General features: G+C 71.8%; 14 protein-coding genes. 5 read left to right on the forward strand and 9 right to left on the reverse strand.

Annotated elements, in window-relative coordinates:
• Window positions 1-22 precede the first annotated feature (22 nt).
• Window positions 23-754 (forward strand): response regulator, encoded by a 732-nt coding sequence (locus tag BKA21_RS13775; protein ID WP_140459639.1) that lies wholly within the window; start codon window positions 23-25, stop codon window positions 752-754.
• Window positions 751-1,869, forward strand: a complete 1,119-nt coding sequence (locus BKA21_RS13780; RefSeq protein ID WP_239072990.1) for a sensor histidine kinase — start codon at window positions 751-753, stop codon at window positions 1,867-1,869. Before BKA21_RS13775 ends, BKA21_RS13780 begins: the two co-directional genes overlap by 4 nt.
• A gap of 34 nt (window positions 1,870-1,903) precedes the next feature.
• On the opposite strand, the gene BKA21_RS13785 is transcribed toward BKA21_RS13780, so the two are convergent.
• The 4 genes from BKA21_RS13785 to BKA21_RS20400 form a co-directional block, all read right to left on the reverse strand.
• Window positions 1,904-2,134 carry a hypothetical protein gene (locus tag BKA21_RS13785; protein WP_140459640.1) on the reverse strand — a complete coding sequence of 77 codons (231 nt, stop codon included), beginning with the start codon at window positions 2,132-2,134 and terminating at the stop codon, window positions 1,904-1,906.
• 210 nt (window positions 2,135-2,344) lie between these two features.
• Window positions 2,345-3,148: a prolipoprotein diacylglyceryl transferase gene (locus BKA21_RS13790; RefSeq protein WP_140459641.1), complete on the reverse strand. Its 804-nt coding sequence runs from the start codon at window positions 3,146-3,148 to the stop codon at window positions 2,345-2,347.
• 207 nt (window positions 3,149-3,355) lie between these two features.
• On the reverse strand, window positions 3,356-3,784 hold the full coding sequence (locus tag BKA21_RS13795) for a hypothetical protein (RefSeq protein WP_140459642.1): 429 nt from the start codon (window positions 3,782-3,784) through the stop codon (window positions 3,356-3,358).
• An 86-nt stretch (window positions 3,785-3,870) separates the two neighbouring features.
• Window positions 3,871-4,587, reverse strand: coding sequence for a type II restriction enzyme NmeDI-related protein (locus BKA21_RS20400; RefSeq protein ID WP_505661163.1), 717 nt, complete (start codon window positions 4,585-4,587; stop codon window positions 3,871-3,873).
• Here BKA21_RS20400 and BKA21_RS13805 point away from each other — a divergent pair.
• From BKA21_RS13805 to BKA21_RS13815, 3 genes are all read left to right on the forward strand, one after another.
• Entirely contained in the window at window positions 4,468-5,256 is a 789-nt protein-coding gene (locus BKA21_RS13805) for an electron transfer flavoprotein subunit beta/FixA family protein (RefSeq protein WP_140459643.1), read from the forward strand. The two genes, BKA21_RS20400 and BKA21_RS13805, sit on opposite strands and share 120 nt — an antisense overlap.
• Before the next feature lie 13 nt (window positions 5,257-5,269).
• Window positions 5,270-6,262: an electron transfer flavoprotein subunit alpha/FixB family protein gene (locus BKA21_RS13810; RefSeq protein ID WP_140459644.1), complete on the forward strand. Its 993-nt coding sequence runs from the start codon at window positions 5,270-5,272 to the stop codon at window positions 6,260-6,262.
• 205 nt (window positions 6,263-6,467) lie between these two features.
• Window positions 6,468-7,133, forward strand: a complete 666-nt coding sequence (locus BKA21_RS13815) for a thioredoxin-like domain-containing protein (RefSeq protein ID WP_140459645.1) — start codon at window positions 6,468-6,470, stop codon at window positions 7,131-7,133.
• A 41-nt stretch (window positions 7,134-7,174) separates the two neighbouring features.
• Here the strand turns inward: BKA21_RS13815 and BKA21_RS13820 are convergent, their stop codons facing one another.
• The 5 genes from BKA21_RS13820 to BKA21_RS13840 form a co-directional block, all read right to left on the reverse strand.
• The gene (locus BKA21_RS13820) at window positions 7,175-8,548 is read right to left on the reverse strand and encodes a hypothetical protein (protein WP_140459646.1); all 1,374 of its coding nucleotides are present in this window, start codon (window positions 8,546-8,548) and stop codon (window positions 7,175-7,177) included.
• A gap of 163 nt (window positions 8,549-8,711) precedes the next feature.
• The gene (locus BKA21_RS13825; RefSeq protein ID WP_140459647.1) at window positions 8,712-10,331 is read right to left on the reverse strand and encodes an MFS transporter; all 1,620 of its coding nucleotides are present in this window, start codon (window positions 10,329-10,331) and stop codon (window positions 8,712-8,714) included.
• Window positions 10,328-11,380 (reverse strand): Acg family FMN-binding oxidoreductase, encoded by a 1,053-nt coding sequence (locus tag BKA21_RS13830; protein WP_170209050.1) that lies wholly within the window; start codon window positions 11,378-11,380, stop codon window positions 10,328-10,330. Before BKA21_RS13830 ends, BKA21_RS13825 begins: the two co-directional genes overlap by 4 nt.
• On the reverse strand, window positions 11,377-11,553 hold the full coding sequence (locus BKA21_RS13835) for a cyclic nucleotide-binding domain-containing protein (RefSeq protein ID WP_170209051.1): 177 nt from the start codon (window positions 11,551-11,553) through the stop codon (window positions 11,377-11,379). Before BKA21_RS13835 ends, BKA21_RS13830 begins: the two co-directional genes overlap by 4 nt.
• Before the next feature lie 16 nt (window positions 11,554-11,569).
• A complete protein-coding gene (locus BKA21_RS13840) occupies window positions 11,570-12,877 on the reverse strand; it encodes a hypothetical protein (RefSeq protein ID WP_140459650.1) in 1,308 nt (435 codons plus the stop codon).
• Window positions 12,878-12,897: the final 20 nt, after the last annotated feature.

Raw genomic sequence — 12,897 nt, forward strand, 5'->3', positions numbered from 1 at the left:
GCCGCGACACCACAATGGGTCCGTGAGTACCCCCTCAACGCCCAGCGGCGCCGCGCGCCGTGCCGTCGTCGTCGACGACGAGCAACCTCTCGCGCTCCTCGTCGCCGGCTACCTCGAGCGCGACGGGTTCGAGGTGCACCTGTGCTTCGACGGCGCGCAGGCCGTCGAGCTGATCCGACAGGTCGACCCGGACGTCGTCGTGCTGGACCTCGGGCTGCCCGGCGTCGACGGCGTCGAGGTCTGCCGGCAGGTGCGCACGTTCTCCGACTGCTACGTGCTCATGCTCACCGCCCGCGCGGAGGAGGTCGACACCCTCATCGGCCTGTCCGTCGGAGCGGACGACTACATGACCAAGCCGTTCAGCCCGCGCGAGCTCATGGCCCGGATCGCGGTGCTGCTCCGGCGGCCGCGACGCGCCGAGGTGGCGCCGGGGCCGTCGGCGACGGGGCCGGTCACAACCGTCGGCGCGCTCACCCTCGATCCCGTCGGGCGGGAGGTGACGGTCGACGGTCAGCTCATCCCGCTGACTCGGACCGAGTTCGACGTGCTGTCCGCGCTCGCCTCCCGCCCGGACATGGTCTTCACCCGTCGGGCCCTCATCGACGTCGTCTGGGGCCCCACCTGGGTCGGCGACGAGCACCTCGTGGACGTGCACGTCCTGCACGTGCGGCAGAAGCTGGGTGACAGCGCCGACCGGCAGCGCTTCGTCCGCACCGTGCGCGGTGTCGGGTACCGGCTGGGTACGGGCGAGTGAGCGTCCGCGGGCGCGGGCTGGCCTCCGGCGGGCTCGCCGCGCGTCTGCTGGTCGCGATCGGTCTGGTGATGGTGTCGGGCATCGCCACGGCGTGGGCCGTCGCGGTCGTGGTGGGGCCCGCGCTGTTCCACGAGCACATGATCCGGGCAGGGCTCGAGGACTACGACGAGGCCGTCCTGCACGCGGAGGAGGCGTTCCAGGCGGCGAGCGTGCTCTCGCTCTCCTTGGCGCTGGCCGCCGCCGTGATCGCCTCGCTGGTGGTCAGCGTGTTCCTCACCCGTCGCGTCGCCGCGTCGCTGCGGTCCCTGTCCTCCGCGGCGTCGCGGGTGGGGAACGGCGCGTACGGCTCGCACGTCCCGTCTCCGCGCATGGGATCCGAGTTCGACGAGCTCGTCGCGTCGTTCAACCGCATGGCGGACCGGCTGGAGGAGGGGGAGAGGCTGCGGGCGCGCCTGCTCGCCGACGTCGCCCACGAGGTCCGCACACCGGTCGCGACGATCGCGGGTTACCTCGAGGCGATCGAGGACGGCGTGAAGGTGCTCGACGCGTCCACCACGGAGGTGCTGCGTGAGCAGACCGCACGCCTGACGCACCTGTCGCGGGACCTCGCTGCCGTCACGCAGGCCGAGAGCGGCGCGCTCGTCCTGGACCGCGAGCGGGTCGACCCGGGTGAGCTCGCGATGGCGACCGTGCAGGCGGCTCACGGCCGAGCCGCCGAGCACGGCGTCACGCTCCGTGCGGACGTCACCGCGGGCGTGCCGGCCGTGCTGGTCGACCGGCTGCGCATGGCGCAGGTCCTCGACAACCTCGTCGCGAACGCCGTCCGGCACACACCGACGGGTGGTCTGGTCGTCGTGAGCGCGCGCCGGGCACCCGACGGCGCTGTCGAGCTGAGCGTCGAGGACACCGGTGAGGGCGTCGCCGCGGAGCACCTGCCCCACCTGTTCGAACGCTTCTACCGCGTCGACACGGCTCGTTCGCGCGACCGGGGCGGGTCGGGGATCGGGCTGGCCATCTGCAAGGCGCTGACTGAGGCGCACGGCGGGCGCATCCGGGCGGCGAGTGGCGGGCCGGGCCAGGGCAGCACCTTCACGGTCCTGCTGCCGGCTGCGTGATCGAGCCCCCCGCCCACGCAGGTACGCACGCGTCCTACGACGTCCGAGACCCGTGGGGCCGCTCGGTGTGGTCGTCGAGCACCCGCCGGTAGGTGTCCGCGTCGAGCTCGCCGGCGAGCAGCCGAGCGTCGAGCGCGGACCTCTCGTCCTCGCGCGCTCCGGGGAAGAGCCGGGTCACTGCCCAGACGGACACCCCGAGGACGACCACCACGAACGCGATCACGACCCACCCCGCGACTGCGCCGCTGGCGTACCACGCATCCATGTCTGCTCCTGGAGCCGGGGCACCGGGTGGTGCCATGACCAGCATCGCCGTGCAGCATCAAGTCCCTGTCGATTCGCTGTGAAGGCTCGATGAAGCACTCGGCCGAGACGACGAGCCGGCCGGCCGCCAGGGGGGATGGCGGCCGGCCGGCGGCTGGGGGTCGGGGGCGCTCCGGGTCAGGACGGCGCGCCACCAGGTCGCAACCCGGCGTCAGGGCTCTCGTCGAGCCGCGGTGACGGTGACGAGGTCCGGCGAGGGCGTGGGCGACGGGGCTGCGGGCCGCGCGCTGACGACACGAGCCGCGCGGACGGTGAGAGCGATGCCGACCACGATGCTGAGCAAGGACCACAGCTGTGGTTGCGTCAGACCGGCGACGACGGGGTCGTTGATGCGCAGCTCCTCCACGAGCAGACGAGCGACGCCGGACAGCGCCAGGTACGCGCCGAAGACCGTCGGTCCCGTCGCGCGTCTGCCGAGTGCCCACAGCACCCCTGCGATGAGGACCGCAGCGATCGCCTCGTAGGCAGGGGTCGGGTGGACTGGGACGTCGGTGGGGACCGCGCCGTCGGAGAACGTCATCGCCCACGGAAGGGTCGAGGGCTTCCCGTACGTCCCGTCACCCGAGAGCAGGCACCCGAGACGTCCGACGCCGTACGCCAGCGCCAGCGGGACGGCAGTCGCCCCGGCGACGACGCCGAGAGGCAGACGGTGGCGCCGGATCACGACGAGCGCCGCCGCGACACCTCCGAGCAGCCCGCCGTACCAGGTGAACCCCATGCCACCGAAGTCGTGCAAAGTCACGGACGGAAGCTGCTCGAGCACGTAGTAGAGCTTGGCTCCGGCGAAGCCCCAGACGGTGGCCCACATCACGAGCGCATGGGCCGAATCACGATCCAGTCCGCGCGCTGTGAATGCGCGGCCGAGCAGGTACGCGGCGAGCAGCGCTGCCAGCGCCTTGCTGACGCCGTAGCTCTGGACTTCCACGCCAAGAAAGGTGAAGAGGACGGGCTGCATCGCGACTGCTTCCTGAGCGATCGGGGAGGGGGGCATGCATTCCTCCGCCCGTGTCCGGGCGCACACAGCATCTCGGGCGCCTGTCAAGGTCCGGCTGTCGTTCTACGAAGGTTTCATCAACAGGTTTCATCGGTCCGAAGAGCCGCATTCCCGCCGACTGAGAGGTCGCGCGGCGGACGCCCCCGCACGTACGGAGCGGTTCGCGACTCAGTCCGGCGCCGTGCCGTGGTGGTTCGTGTGCTCCGTCGGTGAGACGTCCGGTGCCGGTGTCTCGGCTCCGCTCAGCCGAGGGCCGACGACGAACGTCGACAGGGCGAACATCCCCGCGAAGACCAGCAGCGCGACGGCGGGGGCCCACCAGCTCGAGAAGCGCCTGTGCAGTCGGATCAGGAACGGGACCGACAACGCCAGACCGAGCGCTCCGAACAGGAGCGTGCCACCCGCTCCTGCCACCAGCGCCGTGCCCACCAGCGGACCCACGTGGTGCAGGACGTGTGGTGCGGCACCGGAGACGGCCCCCAGCGCACCGTTGAGGGCCGTCCACAGGGTCCGCGCGCCGGATCGGCGCCCGGGCGTTCCGCGCTCGGGTGCGACCGGCTCGAGAGCGACGACCGGCTCGTGCATGACGGGGTCCATGCACCCAGCATCCGTGTGGCGTGCGGTGATCCCGATGGAGGAACGATCAACGCTCGATGAAGGTCACGCCGACGCGAGGCCGGGAGTCAGCCGAGCCGACGCATGATCTCGTTCAGCCGGCGCAGCCCAGAGCCGAAGCGCCCGATGGCACCGCGGTGCTCCGCGAGCTGGCTGTACGGCAGGTACCGCAGACGCAGGTTCGCGACAGGGCCGAACGCCGGCCGGGTCAGCTGAGCCCGCACGTCGTTCTCCCTGTCGTCAGGTGCCACCAGGTAGAGGTCCGGGACGGAGTCCGGGTCGCCGGAGAGCGCGAGGTCGAGCATGCGGACGATGCCGGAGTAGATCGACGTCGTGTGCTCGACCTCGAACGCGGCGACCACGGCGTCCTGGTCGAGCCACAGCGTGTCGATGAGGCGGATCGCGTCGGCGGCGGGACGGCGCCGTCGTCGAGGCTCACCGTTGGAGCATCGCCGGGAGGACGAGCCCGTGCATGGGACCTTCGGCGGGTGTGCGCCGAATGCACGAATGCACTGATGAAGGTTGTCTGAAGTTGCGATCAAGAAGGGCCCAGTTGAACCCTGGCGGACCCCGGACGGCTTACTTTCTCCTCGCTCGAGCGTGCGCCCCGGGAAGCCGACTTCCCGTGCCGGCCGCTGCTCCGTCCCATTCCGGAGGAGTCGTTGATGAGGATCGTGGTGTGCGTCAAGCACGTGCCGGACGTCCAGGCGGACCGGACGTTCCGCGCAGACGGCCGGGTCGACCGGACAGAGGACGACGGCACGCTCAACGAGCTCGACGAGCACGCCCTCGAGGCGGGACTCGTGCTCGCCGAGGAGGTCGGCGGAGAGGTCGTCGTCCTGACGATGGGCCCTCCGGCAGCCGAGAGCGCCGTGCGGCGAGGGCTGCAGGTCGGCGCGAGGCAGGCCGTGCACGTGGTCGACGACGCGCTGGCCGGCTCGGACGCCTTCGCGACCGCGCACGTGCTGGCCGCTGCGATCCGCAGGATCAGTCAGGACGGTCCCGTGGACCTGGTGCTCACCGGGATGGCCTCCCTCGACGGCATGACGTCCGTGGTGCCGAGCCTGCTGGCGGTCGAGCTCGAGGTCGCCGGGCTCACGTCGGCGGCGAGCGTGTCGGTGGCCGACGGCCGGGTGCGCGTCGAGCGACACCTGGACGAGGCGCACGAGGTGCTCGAGGCACCGCTGCCGGCCGTGGTGAGCGTCACCGACCGGGCGAACGAACCGCGGTACCCCAGCTTCAAGGGCATCGCAGCAGCCCGCAGGACCCCGGTCGTCCAGTGGTCGACCACCGACCTGGGCGTCGCGCCCGCCGAGGTCGGGTCGGCTGCGGCCAGGACTCGGGTCATCGAGGCGACGGCGCGCCCGCCGCGGCAGAACCGGGTCCTGCTCACGGACTCCGGGGACGCTGGGCTGCGCCTGGCCGCCTACCTCGTCGACAACAACCTCGCCTGAAGGAGCACCGGACATGACACCCACGGAGCGCACCCACGCAGGGCCTGTCCTGGTCCTCGTCGACCACAGGGACGGCATCGTCGTCGACACCGCCCTCGAGCTCCTCACCGTCGCGCGGACCCTCGGGACCGTGCACGCCCTGTGGCGCGGGGACCATCCCGACGACGGTGCGATCCGCACGCTCGGAGCGCACGGAGCCGAGATCGTCCACCACTTGGCAGCGCCGCACGCGGGCGCCGAGCTGCCGGCCGTCGTCGCCCACGAGCTCGGCGGGGTAGCCGAGAGCGCCCTGGCGAACACGGTCCTGCTGTCCTCGTCGACCCGGCACAAGGAAGTGGCCGCGCGGACGGCGCTGACGCTCGGAGCCGGCCTCGTCGTCGACGCAGTCGCCGTGCGGCGCGGCGCCGACGCGCAGATCGAGGCCACCGTGCACGCCTTCGCAGCGACGTGGGCCGCGCGCGTGGAGGTGGCCCGCCCACGAGCCGTCATCGCGATGACCGCAGGCGCCGTGACCCCCAGCCCTGTCCAGGAGGCACTCGTCCCCGAGGTCCGCCCGCACGACTCCGGGGGCGCCGCCGACGTCCACGGGGTGCGACTGCTCGAACGCACTCCACGCCCCACCTCGCACGGGCCGGACCTGGCGAGCGCCCGCGTCGTCGTGGCCGGTGGGCGCGGCACCGAGGGGGACTTCAGCGCCGTGCGCGAGCTCGCCGACGTCCTGGGTGGTGCGGTCGGCTCGACACGCGTCGCGACGGACGAGGGGTGGATCGGAGCTGAGACGCAGATCGGGCAGACCGGCGTGGCCGTGGCGCCCGCGCTCTACATCGGCGCCGGGGTGTCCGGAGCCGTGCACCACCGCAGCGGCATGCAGTCGGCAGGGACGATCGTCGCGATCAACACCGACCCGGAGGCCCCGATCTTCGAGCTCGCCGACTTCGGCGTGGTCGGGGACCTCTCCACCGTGCTGCCCCAGCTCACCGCCGAGCTGCGACGTCGGCGGGCGTGATGGCAGCGCGCCAACTGAGCGCGGTACCTGCACTCTTCATCGGACCTTGACGAGAGCGTGATCGTTTCCGCGATGTGCGCCCGGAAGACTCGCACCGCCTCGAGACTCCGGTGCGCCGTGCCACAGCCGCGCCGGGTACCTCGACGGTGTGCCGTCCACGCGACGGCGCGGTGACCGCGATGTCGTGCAACGGAGGAGGAGTGCAGTGAGCAAGCGGACCAGCGCACGAGAGGACCGGGAGGCGCGGCTCGCCGTCATCAAGGCCGAGCAGCGGGCTGCGGAGCGACGGCGGACCCGCCGCTGGGTCATCGTCAGCTCCGTCGTGGTGCTGGCCGTCGCGGCGCCGACGACGTTCGTGATCGCCGGCGAGCTGCGCCGTGACGCCGAGGTCGCGGACGCAGCGGCCCGCCCGATCGAGGGCGAGGAGCAGGCGGAGGTCGCAGCGTCCGGGCACGTGCCCGGAGAGGTCGACTACTCGGGCACGGCGGCGACGGACGCTGATCGGGGCGTGCTCCCGCCGATCGGCGGCGACCACGACGAGATCCCGCAGAACTGCGGCTTCTACACCGAATCGGTGCGCGACGAGAACGCGGTGCACTCCCTCGAGCACGGCGCCGTCTGGGTCGCTTACCGCGACGACGTCAGCGCCGCGGACAGGGACCGCCTGCGGGACCTCTCCGAGAACAACCCGTACCTCCTCGTCACCCCGTACACGGACCTCGCGGCTCCTGTCGTCGCGACCGCCTGGGGGGTGCAGCTCGAGGTCGAGTCCGTGCAGGATGATCGGCTCGAGCCGTTCCTGGTCCGGTACCTCGAGAGCGAGCAGGCACCGGAGCCCGGAGCTCCGTGCTCGGGCGGCGTCGGCGTCTGACCTACCGGCGCGCACCTCGGGTGGCCGGCACGCTGACGGCCTCAGTCCTCCTCCGAACCGCCGAAGGCCAGCACGGACGTCACCGAACCGATGACCTGTCCTGCTGGCGCCAGTGTCAAGATCGTGCCGTCCGCCTGAAGGAAGTGCTGTGCGGTCCCGGGCAAGGTTGCGGGATCGAGCGGGCGAAGCGCCCGTGGGTTGTGGAACACGATGGCTCCGTCGAGCCACCGCTCCTCGTAGTGAGGGCCCACGACCGCGGCGAACGGCAACGGTGCTGTCGCGTCCTCGTCCGGGTCGATCATCAGCCCTTTGACCACGAGGGTGACGTCGTCGGACCCGAACCCGGCGATGACGCCCAAGCGGTTGAACTTGGAGAGGGTCGCCGAGGCGTTGAAGATGACGGCGCTGACGTTCTCGGCATCCGGGAGGAAGAAGAAGCCGGACGGGATGGGCGTCTTGCCCTTCATGTGGAACTCGACCTTCGTCGCGACGACCTCCCGCGTCCCGTCGGCTCCGGTCCGGGTGTCGTGCTGAATCCCGTACAGGTAGGTCGAGAGCGCCGATCCGGTGTAGGTCATGGACATCGTGTCGTGGAAGTCCTGGATCGCCACGGTGAGCGGGACGTCCGAGACCTCGGGCCGCTCCCAGTACTTCTTCTTGAGTTTTGCGGTGAGCGGTCCGGCGTACTTCAGCGGCAGGTAGTCGCGCCGGTAGCTCTCAGGGTCGTGATCCGGCTCGAGCCGAGGCGACGGCGTCGCCTTGCCGTCTGGCCCGATGCTCGGGTTCACGGTCACGGCTTCGAGCGCGAACCGTCCCCGTGGTCCCGTCGCCAGAGAGTCCGGCGCCGGCTTGGGACGCTCGACGTCGTACCCGGCCTCGGTCAGCGCGGCGAAGAGGTAGAGCTCCCACACCCGCTGGTCGAACCCTGAGGTCTGGAACTGCTCGACGAAGTTGCCGTCGACGTCGTCGTACCAGCGCATCATCGACGTGATCAACCTGCGCGCAGCGACGAATCCGAGTTCTTCCCTCAGCCGGACGAAGTTCGGATGCAGACGCTCGCGGTCGGTGAGAGGCGTGAAGAAGTCGACTGGTCGCTTGGTCTCGTCGCCCTGCACGCGGAACTCGTCGGCGTCGGCCGCCGCTCTCGCGATGCGGCTCCGCAGCTCGATCACGGCACCCTCCGGGGCCGCGTGGTACCCGGTAGCGCCGATCCACCGATACTTCTCGTCGAGGTCCCGCATGAGGAGGTGGGCCGAGTACTCCCCGTCGGTGTCGCGGATGAGCGCTGCGATGACGGACTCGTCCTGCGACGAGAACCACGCAAGCTCGTCGGCCATCACGGCCATCACGGCCATCGCGGCACGCCGGGTGTACGCGGCTAGCCCCTCGAACCGCGCTCGTGTGATCGCGCGCACCTGGCACCGGCCTCTCACGACTGGTCTTGAGGCTCCCAGCAGGGCCGGTGCTGGTCAACCTCGCCCTAATCCGACGTAAGCACGACTTCGCTGGCGGCGACCCAGCCTGATCTGGGTAACCACGCAGGCTGAGCCCTTCGGCTTCACTCACGTCCGGCGCGCATCATCCGGTGGCGAGCGGCGCGCTCGATCCGTCGATCGTCGGATCCTCCTCGAGCGCGTCGGCGGACGGCTCTTCGTCGCTGCCGGCGCCGGAGGCGACCGACGCCCGAGCCGGGAGCAGCACGAGAGCGACGAGTGCCGCCAGCGTGGCGACTCCCGCCCCGACGAGGCCCGACCGCTGCAGCGCCTCCGTGTACGCGTCGCGAGCCGCGGCGAGGAGCTCTGCGCCCTGCGCCTCAGGAAGCTGAGCCGCCACGCGCACCGCGGCCTGGAGCGAGTCCTCGGCCAGCGCCCGTGCTGGACCCGGCAGCGCGCCTGCGGCGTCTGCGACGCGCGGTGCGTAGACCTGCGACACGGTGGTGCCGAAGACCGCGACCCCGAACGCCCCTCCGACGAGCCGCGCGGTGTCGTTCATCGCCGACCCGACGCCTGCCTTGCGAACCGGCAGCGAGCCCATCACCGAGTCGGTCGCGGGCGCCATCGCGAGCCCGATGCCGAGGCCGCACAGGACCAGGGTCACGAGGACGGGCTCGTAGTCCGTCGTCGTCGTGGCCGTGGCCGCGACCGCCAGCCCTGCCGCCGCGAGGAGCATGCCGGCCGTGACCGTCACCTTGGTCCCGAGCCGGCTGACGGCCAGGGTGCTGGTCGCGGCTCCCACGATCAGCGCAGCCGCAGCAGGCACCGTCCGCAGTCCGGCGGCGAACGCGCTGTAGCCGAGGACGAGCTGCAGGTGCTGGGTCATGACGAACAGCGCGCCGAACAGGGCGAAGAACGCAAGGGCGATCGTGAGGCTGGCCGCGGTGAAGCGCGGGTTGCGGAACAGCCGCAGCTCGAGCACCGGGTGGCTGCTGCGCAGCTCCCACAGCACGAAGGCCGTCAGGGTCAGGGCAGCCAGGGCGAAGGCGGTGAGGGTCCGGGTCCCGGTCCACCCGTGCGTGGGGGCCTCGATGATCCCGTAGACGAGCGCGAGGAGCCCGGCGATGGACAGGCCCACGCCCGGGAGGTCGGCCCGACCCGCGTGGGTGTCGCGGGACTCGGGAATGAGTCGGGCGCCTGCGAGCAGCACCACGACCGCGATGGGCACGTTCACCAGGAAGATCGATCCCCACCAGAAGCGCTCGAGCAGCCAGCCCCCGACGACCGGACCGAGCGCGACGCCGATCCCGGCTACCGCCGTCCACATCGCGATGGCCTTCGCCCGACGAGGGCCGGTGAACATGCTCGTGATGATCGAGAGCGTCGACGGCATGATGAGCGCCCCACCGACGCCCATCACGGCACGGAACGCGATGAGCTGCTCGGGTGTCGAGGCGATCGCGGCCAGCGCGGACCCGGCGCCGAACACCACGAGCCCGGCGAGGAAGACCCGACGACGTCCTACCCGGTCGCCGAGGTTGCCCGCGGTCAGCAGCAGCCCCGCGAACACCAGCATGTACGCGTCGACCATCCACTGGAGCTCCGACGTCGATGCGTCCAGCTCGCGTTGGAGGGTCGGCAGCGTCACGTTGAGGATGGTGTTGTCCAAGCCGATCATCAGGAGGCTCGCGCTCAGCAGTGCCACTGCTGCCCACGGGCGGCCGCTCACTGCTGCCTGACCGCTGCTCGCTGCGTCGCGTGTCATGAGACTGCCTTCCTGGTGGTCTGCGACCGCACGAGGACCTCGTGCAGCTCACGGCGGGGGGACGGCCGCGGGGAGCGGCGGGCGTATCCCACGCGCAGGAGCACCTGCGGGAAGCCCTCGCGTCCCAGCATTGGCATCAGGCGAGAGCGCAGCTCGGGTACCTCGATCGCCTGGCTGAGGAAGCCGGTCGCGAGCCCGGCGCTGGTGGCGTGCAGCAGGACGTCGGCCATCGCGAGACCTGCCGACACCCAGGCGGCGCGGTCGTCGCGGTCGGTCCCCACGACGAGGAGCGCGGGGGTGGCCCGGGCGAGGCGTCGGTCGGTGAAGGCGCGCACCGGGCCGAGGTCGGCACGACGGACGGCGGCGGGGGCCCAGCGCGCCAGGGGGCCGGGGACGCCGAACGCGTATCCCGGCATGCCGTCACGGCGCGGACCCCGGTTCGGGACGAGCCTCTTGGCGAGCTCGTGCCGGAACTCGCGCTCGCGCCACTTGACGCGGTCGCCCTGCGCGATGAGGTCGGCGCACCGCGCGATCTGCTCGCCGGCGGTGACCGCGGCCACCCAGCAGCCATGGACGCCCGCCGCGTCGGCGAGGGCGGTCAGGACGTCCTGGGGCACGGCGGTGTCGCGGTAGGGGTGGCGGTTGCAGTGGCGCGCGGTAATGGCGTCGAACATCGCTCGGTCGTGGGGTGGCTCCCGCCGGGAACCGGCACGGATCCTCGCGATCACGGTGGGCCGGGCGGGATCCACCGTGGTGTCGACCAGGGGCGGGTAGCCGAAGTGGTCGAGGGCGAGCGCGGCGAACCGTGCGGACGCCGCGCAGGTCAGGGTGAGCTCGCGGTCGTCGGGGTCGATCGTGGGCAGTGCCCGGGAAGGATCGGTGCAGACAGACAGCTCGCCGTCGCTCACCTCGAAGGTCCAGGGCTGACCGTTGTGCCCCGACGGCGCGAGCCGCGCGAACCTGGCGGCGAAGGCGAGCCGGTCGTCGTCGCTGCCCGTGTGCGGGAAGTCGTCGTCGATCTGCCACGCACCGAGAAAGGTCTCGGTCATGTCCCGTCCTCCTGACGGTCGGCGTCCCGTGCGGGGCGGCATGAGCGGTGCATCGCGGCGAGATGCCGGACGGCAGAACGCAGGAGGTCGAGCTCGACCTCGGGCAGGTGGGCGAGGTGGGTGGCGTACATGTCGGCGCTCAGGCGCAGCACGGTCGAGTCGGTGACCGCCACCAGATCGGTGCGGTGCTCACCGTCGGTGAGGACGCCGTCCTGCCCGCAGCACCCTCCCGCGCACACCCTCGTGCACGTGCAGCCCGCTCCGGGCTCGACGGCGTGCACGCAGCTCGCCCTCGAGGACGAGCACCAGCTCCGCCGTCGACCGGCGTGAGGCGACGCGCTCGCCGGCTCTCACGCGCACGGGCTCGGCGGCGGCCGCGAGGCGGGTGGCTTCCGCGGCGGACAGCCCCGCGAGGACGTCGATCCTGCGCAGCGCCTCACCGTCCTCGCGCCACCGGCCCCGCACCTCCATCGGCGTCCCGATCCAGGTCGTCGCAGGGTGCTGCGGACGCGGGTCCGGCTGGAACGAGCTGAGCCGAGGCGAGGTGTCGTTGCCGAGCTCGCGCAGTGCCGAGAGCGCCTCGGCGTCGGGTCGTTCGAGGGCGTGCTCCACGGCCGAGAGCCGGGACCGCGCGCTGGTGACGTCGCTGACGAAGACGGCGAACGGGTGGACCTCGTGGTGCTGGTACCGCGGACTCAGGTAGGCGTCGGTGCTGCTGAACGGAACGGTGTCGTGGAGGACGACCGACGGGACGTGGAAGAAGTCGAGGTTGTTCTTGGCGACCTTCTCCTCGAGGTCCCCGACCACCGCGTCGACGTCCAGGCGCAGCGGCCCGGTCATGACACGGAAGAGCGCGACGCCGGTCTCCACGACCGCACGAGCCACGCTGACGCGCGGTGCCGTGGGGTCCTGGCTCCGCACGAACCTGCCGACCTCGCGGACCTTCGCGACCGCGAGGTCCGGGAGGATCGGCAGCCGCCGGTACACCCCCGCGCCGTGCACGTGCTCGACGGGGAACAGGGCGCGGCCGGTGTGGCGCATCCGGGTCCCTGTCGGCGCGCACGGTGGTGCCTCGATGACCGTGTACGCGAGGATCTGGCCCGTCGCTGCCTCCGCGGCGAGGATGTGCACGTCGCCGGGCGCCACGACGTCCGTGGGTTCGGCTTCGACGCCGTCCCGGCAGGCGACCTCCGAGTCGATGAACCCGACGTGCACGTACGCGGCGAACCGGAACCGGAGCACAGCCCCCAGCTCGGCATCAGTCAGGCCCGTGGTGGAGACGGCCACGACGGTGACGCCGTGCCGGTCCTGCACGCGGTACAGCTCGTCCGGACGCTGCTCGGTGACCAGTCCCAGGACGCTCGCGCAGGCGCCGGCCGCGAGTGCGTCCCGGAGGGCTCGGGGCTCGTCGCCCGTCCCGGCGACGACGGCAGAAGTGCTCGTCAGGTGCGCTGCGACCGGGTCGACGACGTCCGGGGCAGCGGCGGTCGTCGTCATGCCTGGTCCCGGAACGTGCG

The sequence above is a fragment of the Cellulomonas oligotrophica genome (genome assembly GCF_013409875.1).
In the GTDB taxonomy this organism is placed as follows: domain Bacteria; phylum Actinomycetota; class Actinomycetes; order Actinomycetales; family Cellulomonadaceae; genus Cellulomonas; species Cellulomonas oligotrophica.

Coding starts and splice junctions, on each gene's coding strand:
- BKA21_RS13790 (WP_140459641.1), bottom strand. CDS start 3,148: ATGCAGCCCGTCCTCTTCACCTTTCTTGGCGTGGAAGTCCAGAGCTAC.
- BKA21_RS13830 (WP_170209050.1), bottom strand. CDS start 11,380: ATGACCGAGACCTTTCTCGGTGCGTGGCAGATCGACGACGACTTCCCG.
- BKA21_RS13805 (WP_140459643.1), top strand. CDS start 4,468: ATGAGGATCGTGGTGTGCGTCAAGCACGTGCCGGACGTCCAGGCGGAC.
- BKA21_RS13810 (WP_140459644.1), top strand. CDS start 5,270: ATGACACCCACGGAGCGCACCCACGCAGGGCCTGTCCTGGTCCTCGTC.
- BKA21_RS13795 (WP_140459642.1), bottom strand. CDS start 3,784: ATGGACCCCGTCATGCACGAGCCGGTCGTCGCTCTCGAGCCGGTCGCA.
- BKA21_RS13825 (WP_140459647.1), bottom strand. CDS start 10,331: ATGACACGCGACGCAGCGAGCAGCGGTCAGGCAGCAGTGAGCGGCCGC.
- BKA21_RS13840 (WP_140459650.1), bottom strand. CDS start 12,877: ATGACGACGACCGCCGCTGCCCCGGACGTCGTCGACCCGGTCGCAGCG.
- BKA21_RS13785 (WP_140459640.1), bottom strand. CDS start 2,134: ATGGATGCGTGGTACGCCAGCGGCGCAGTCGCGGGGTGGGTCGTGATC.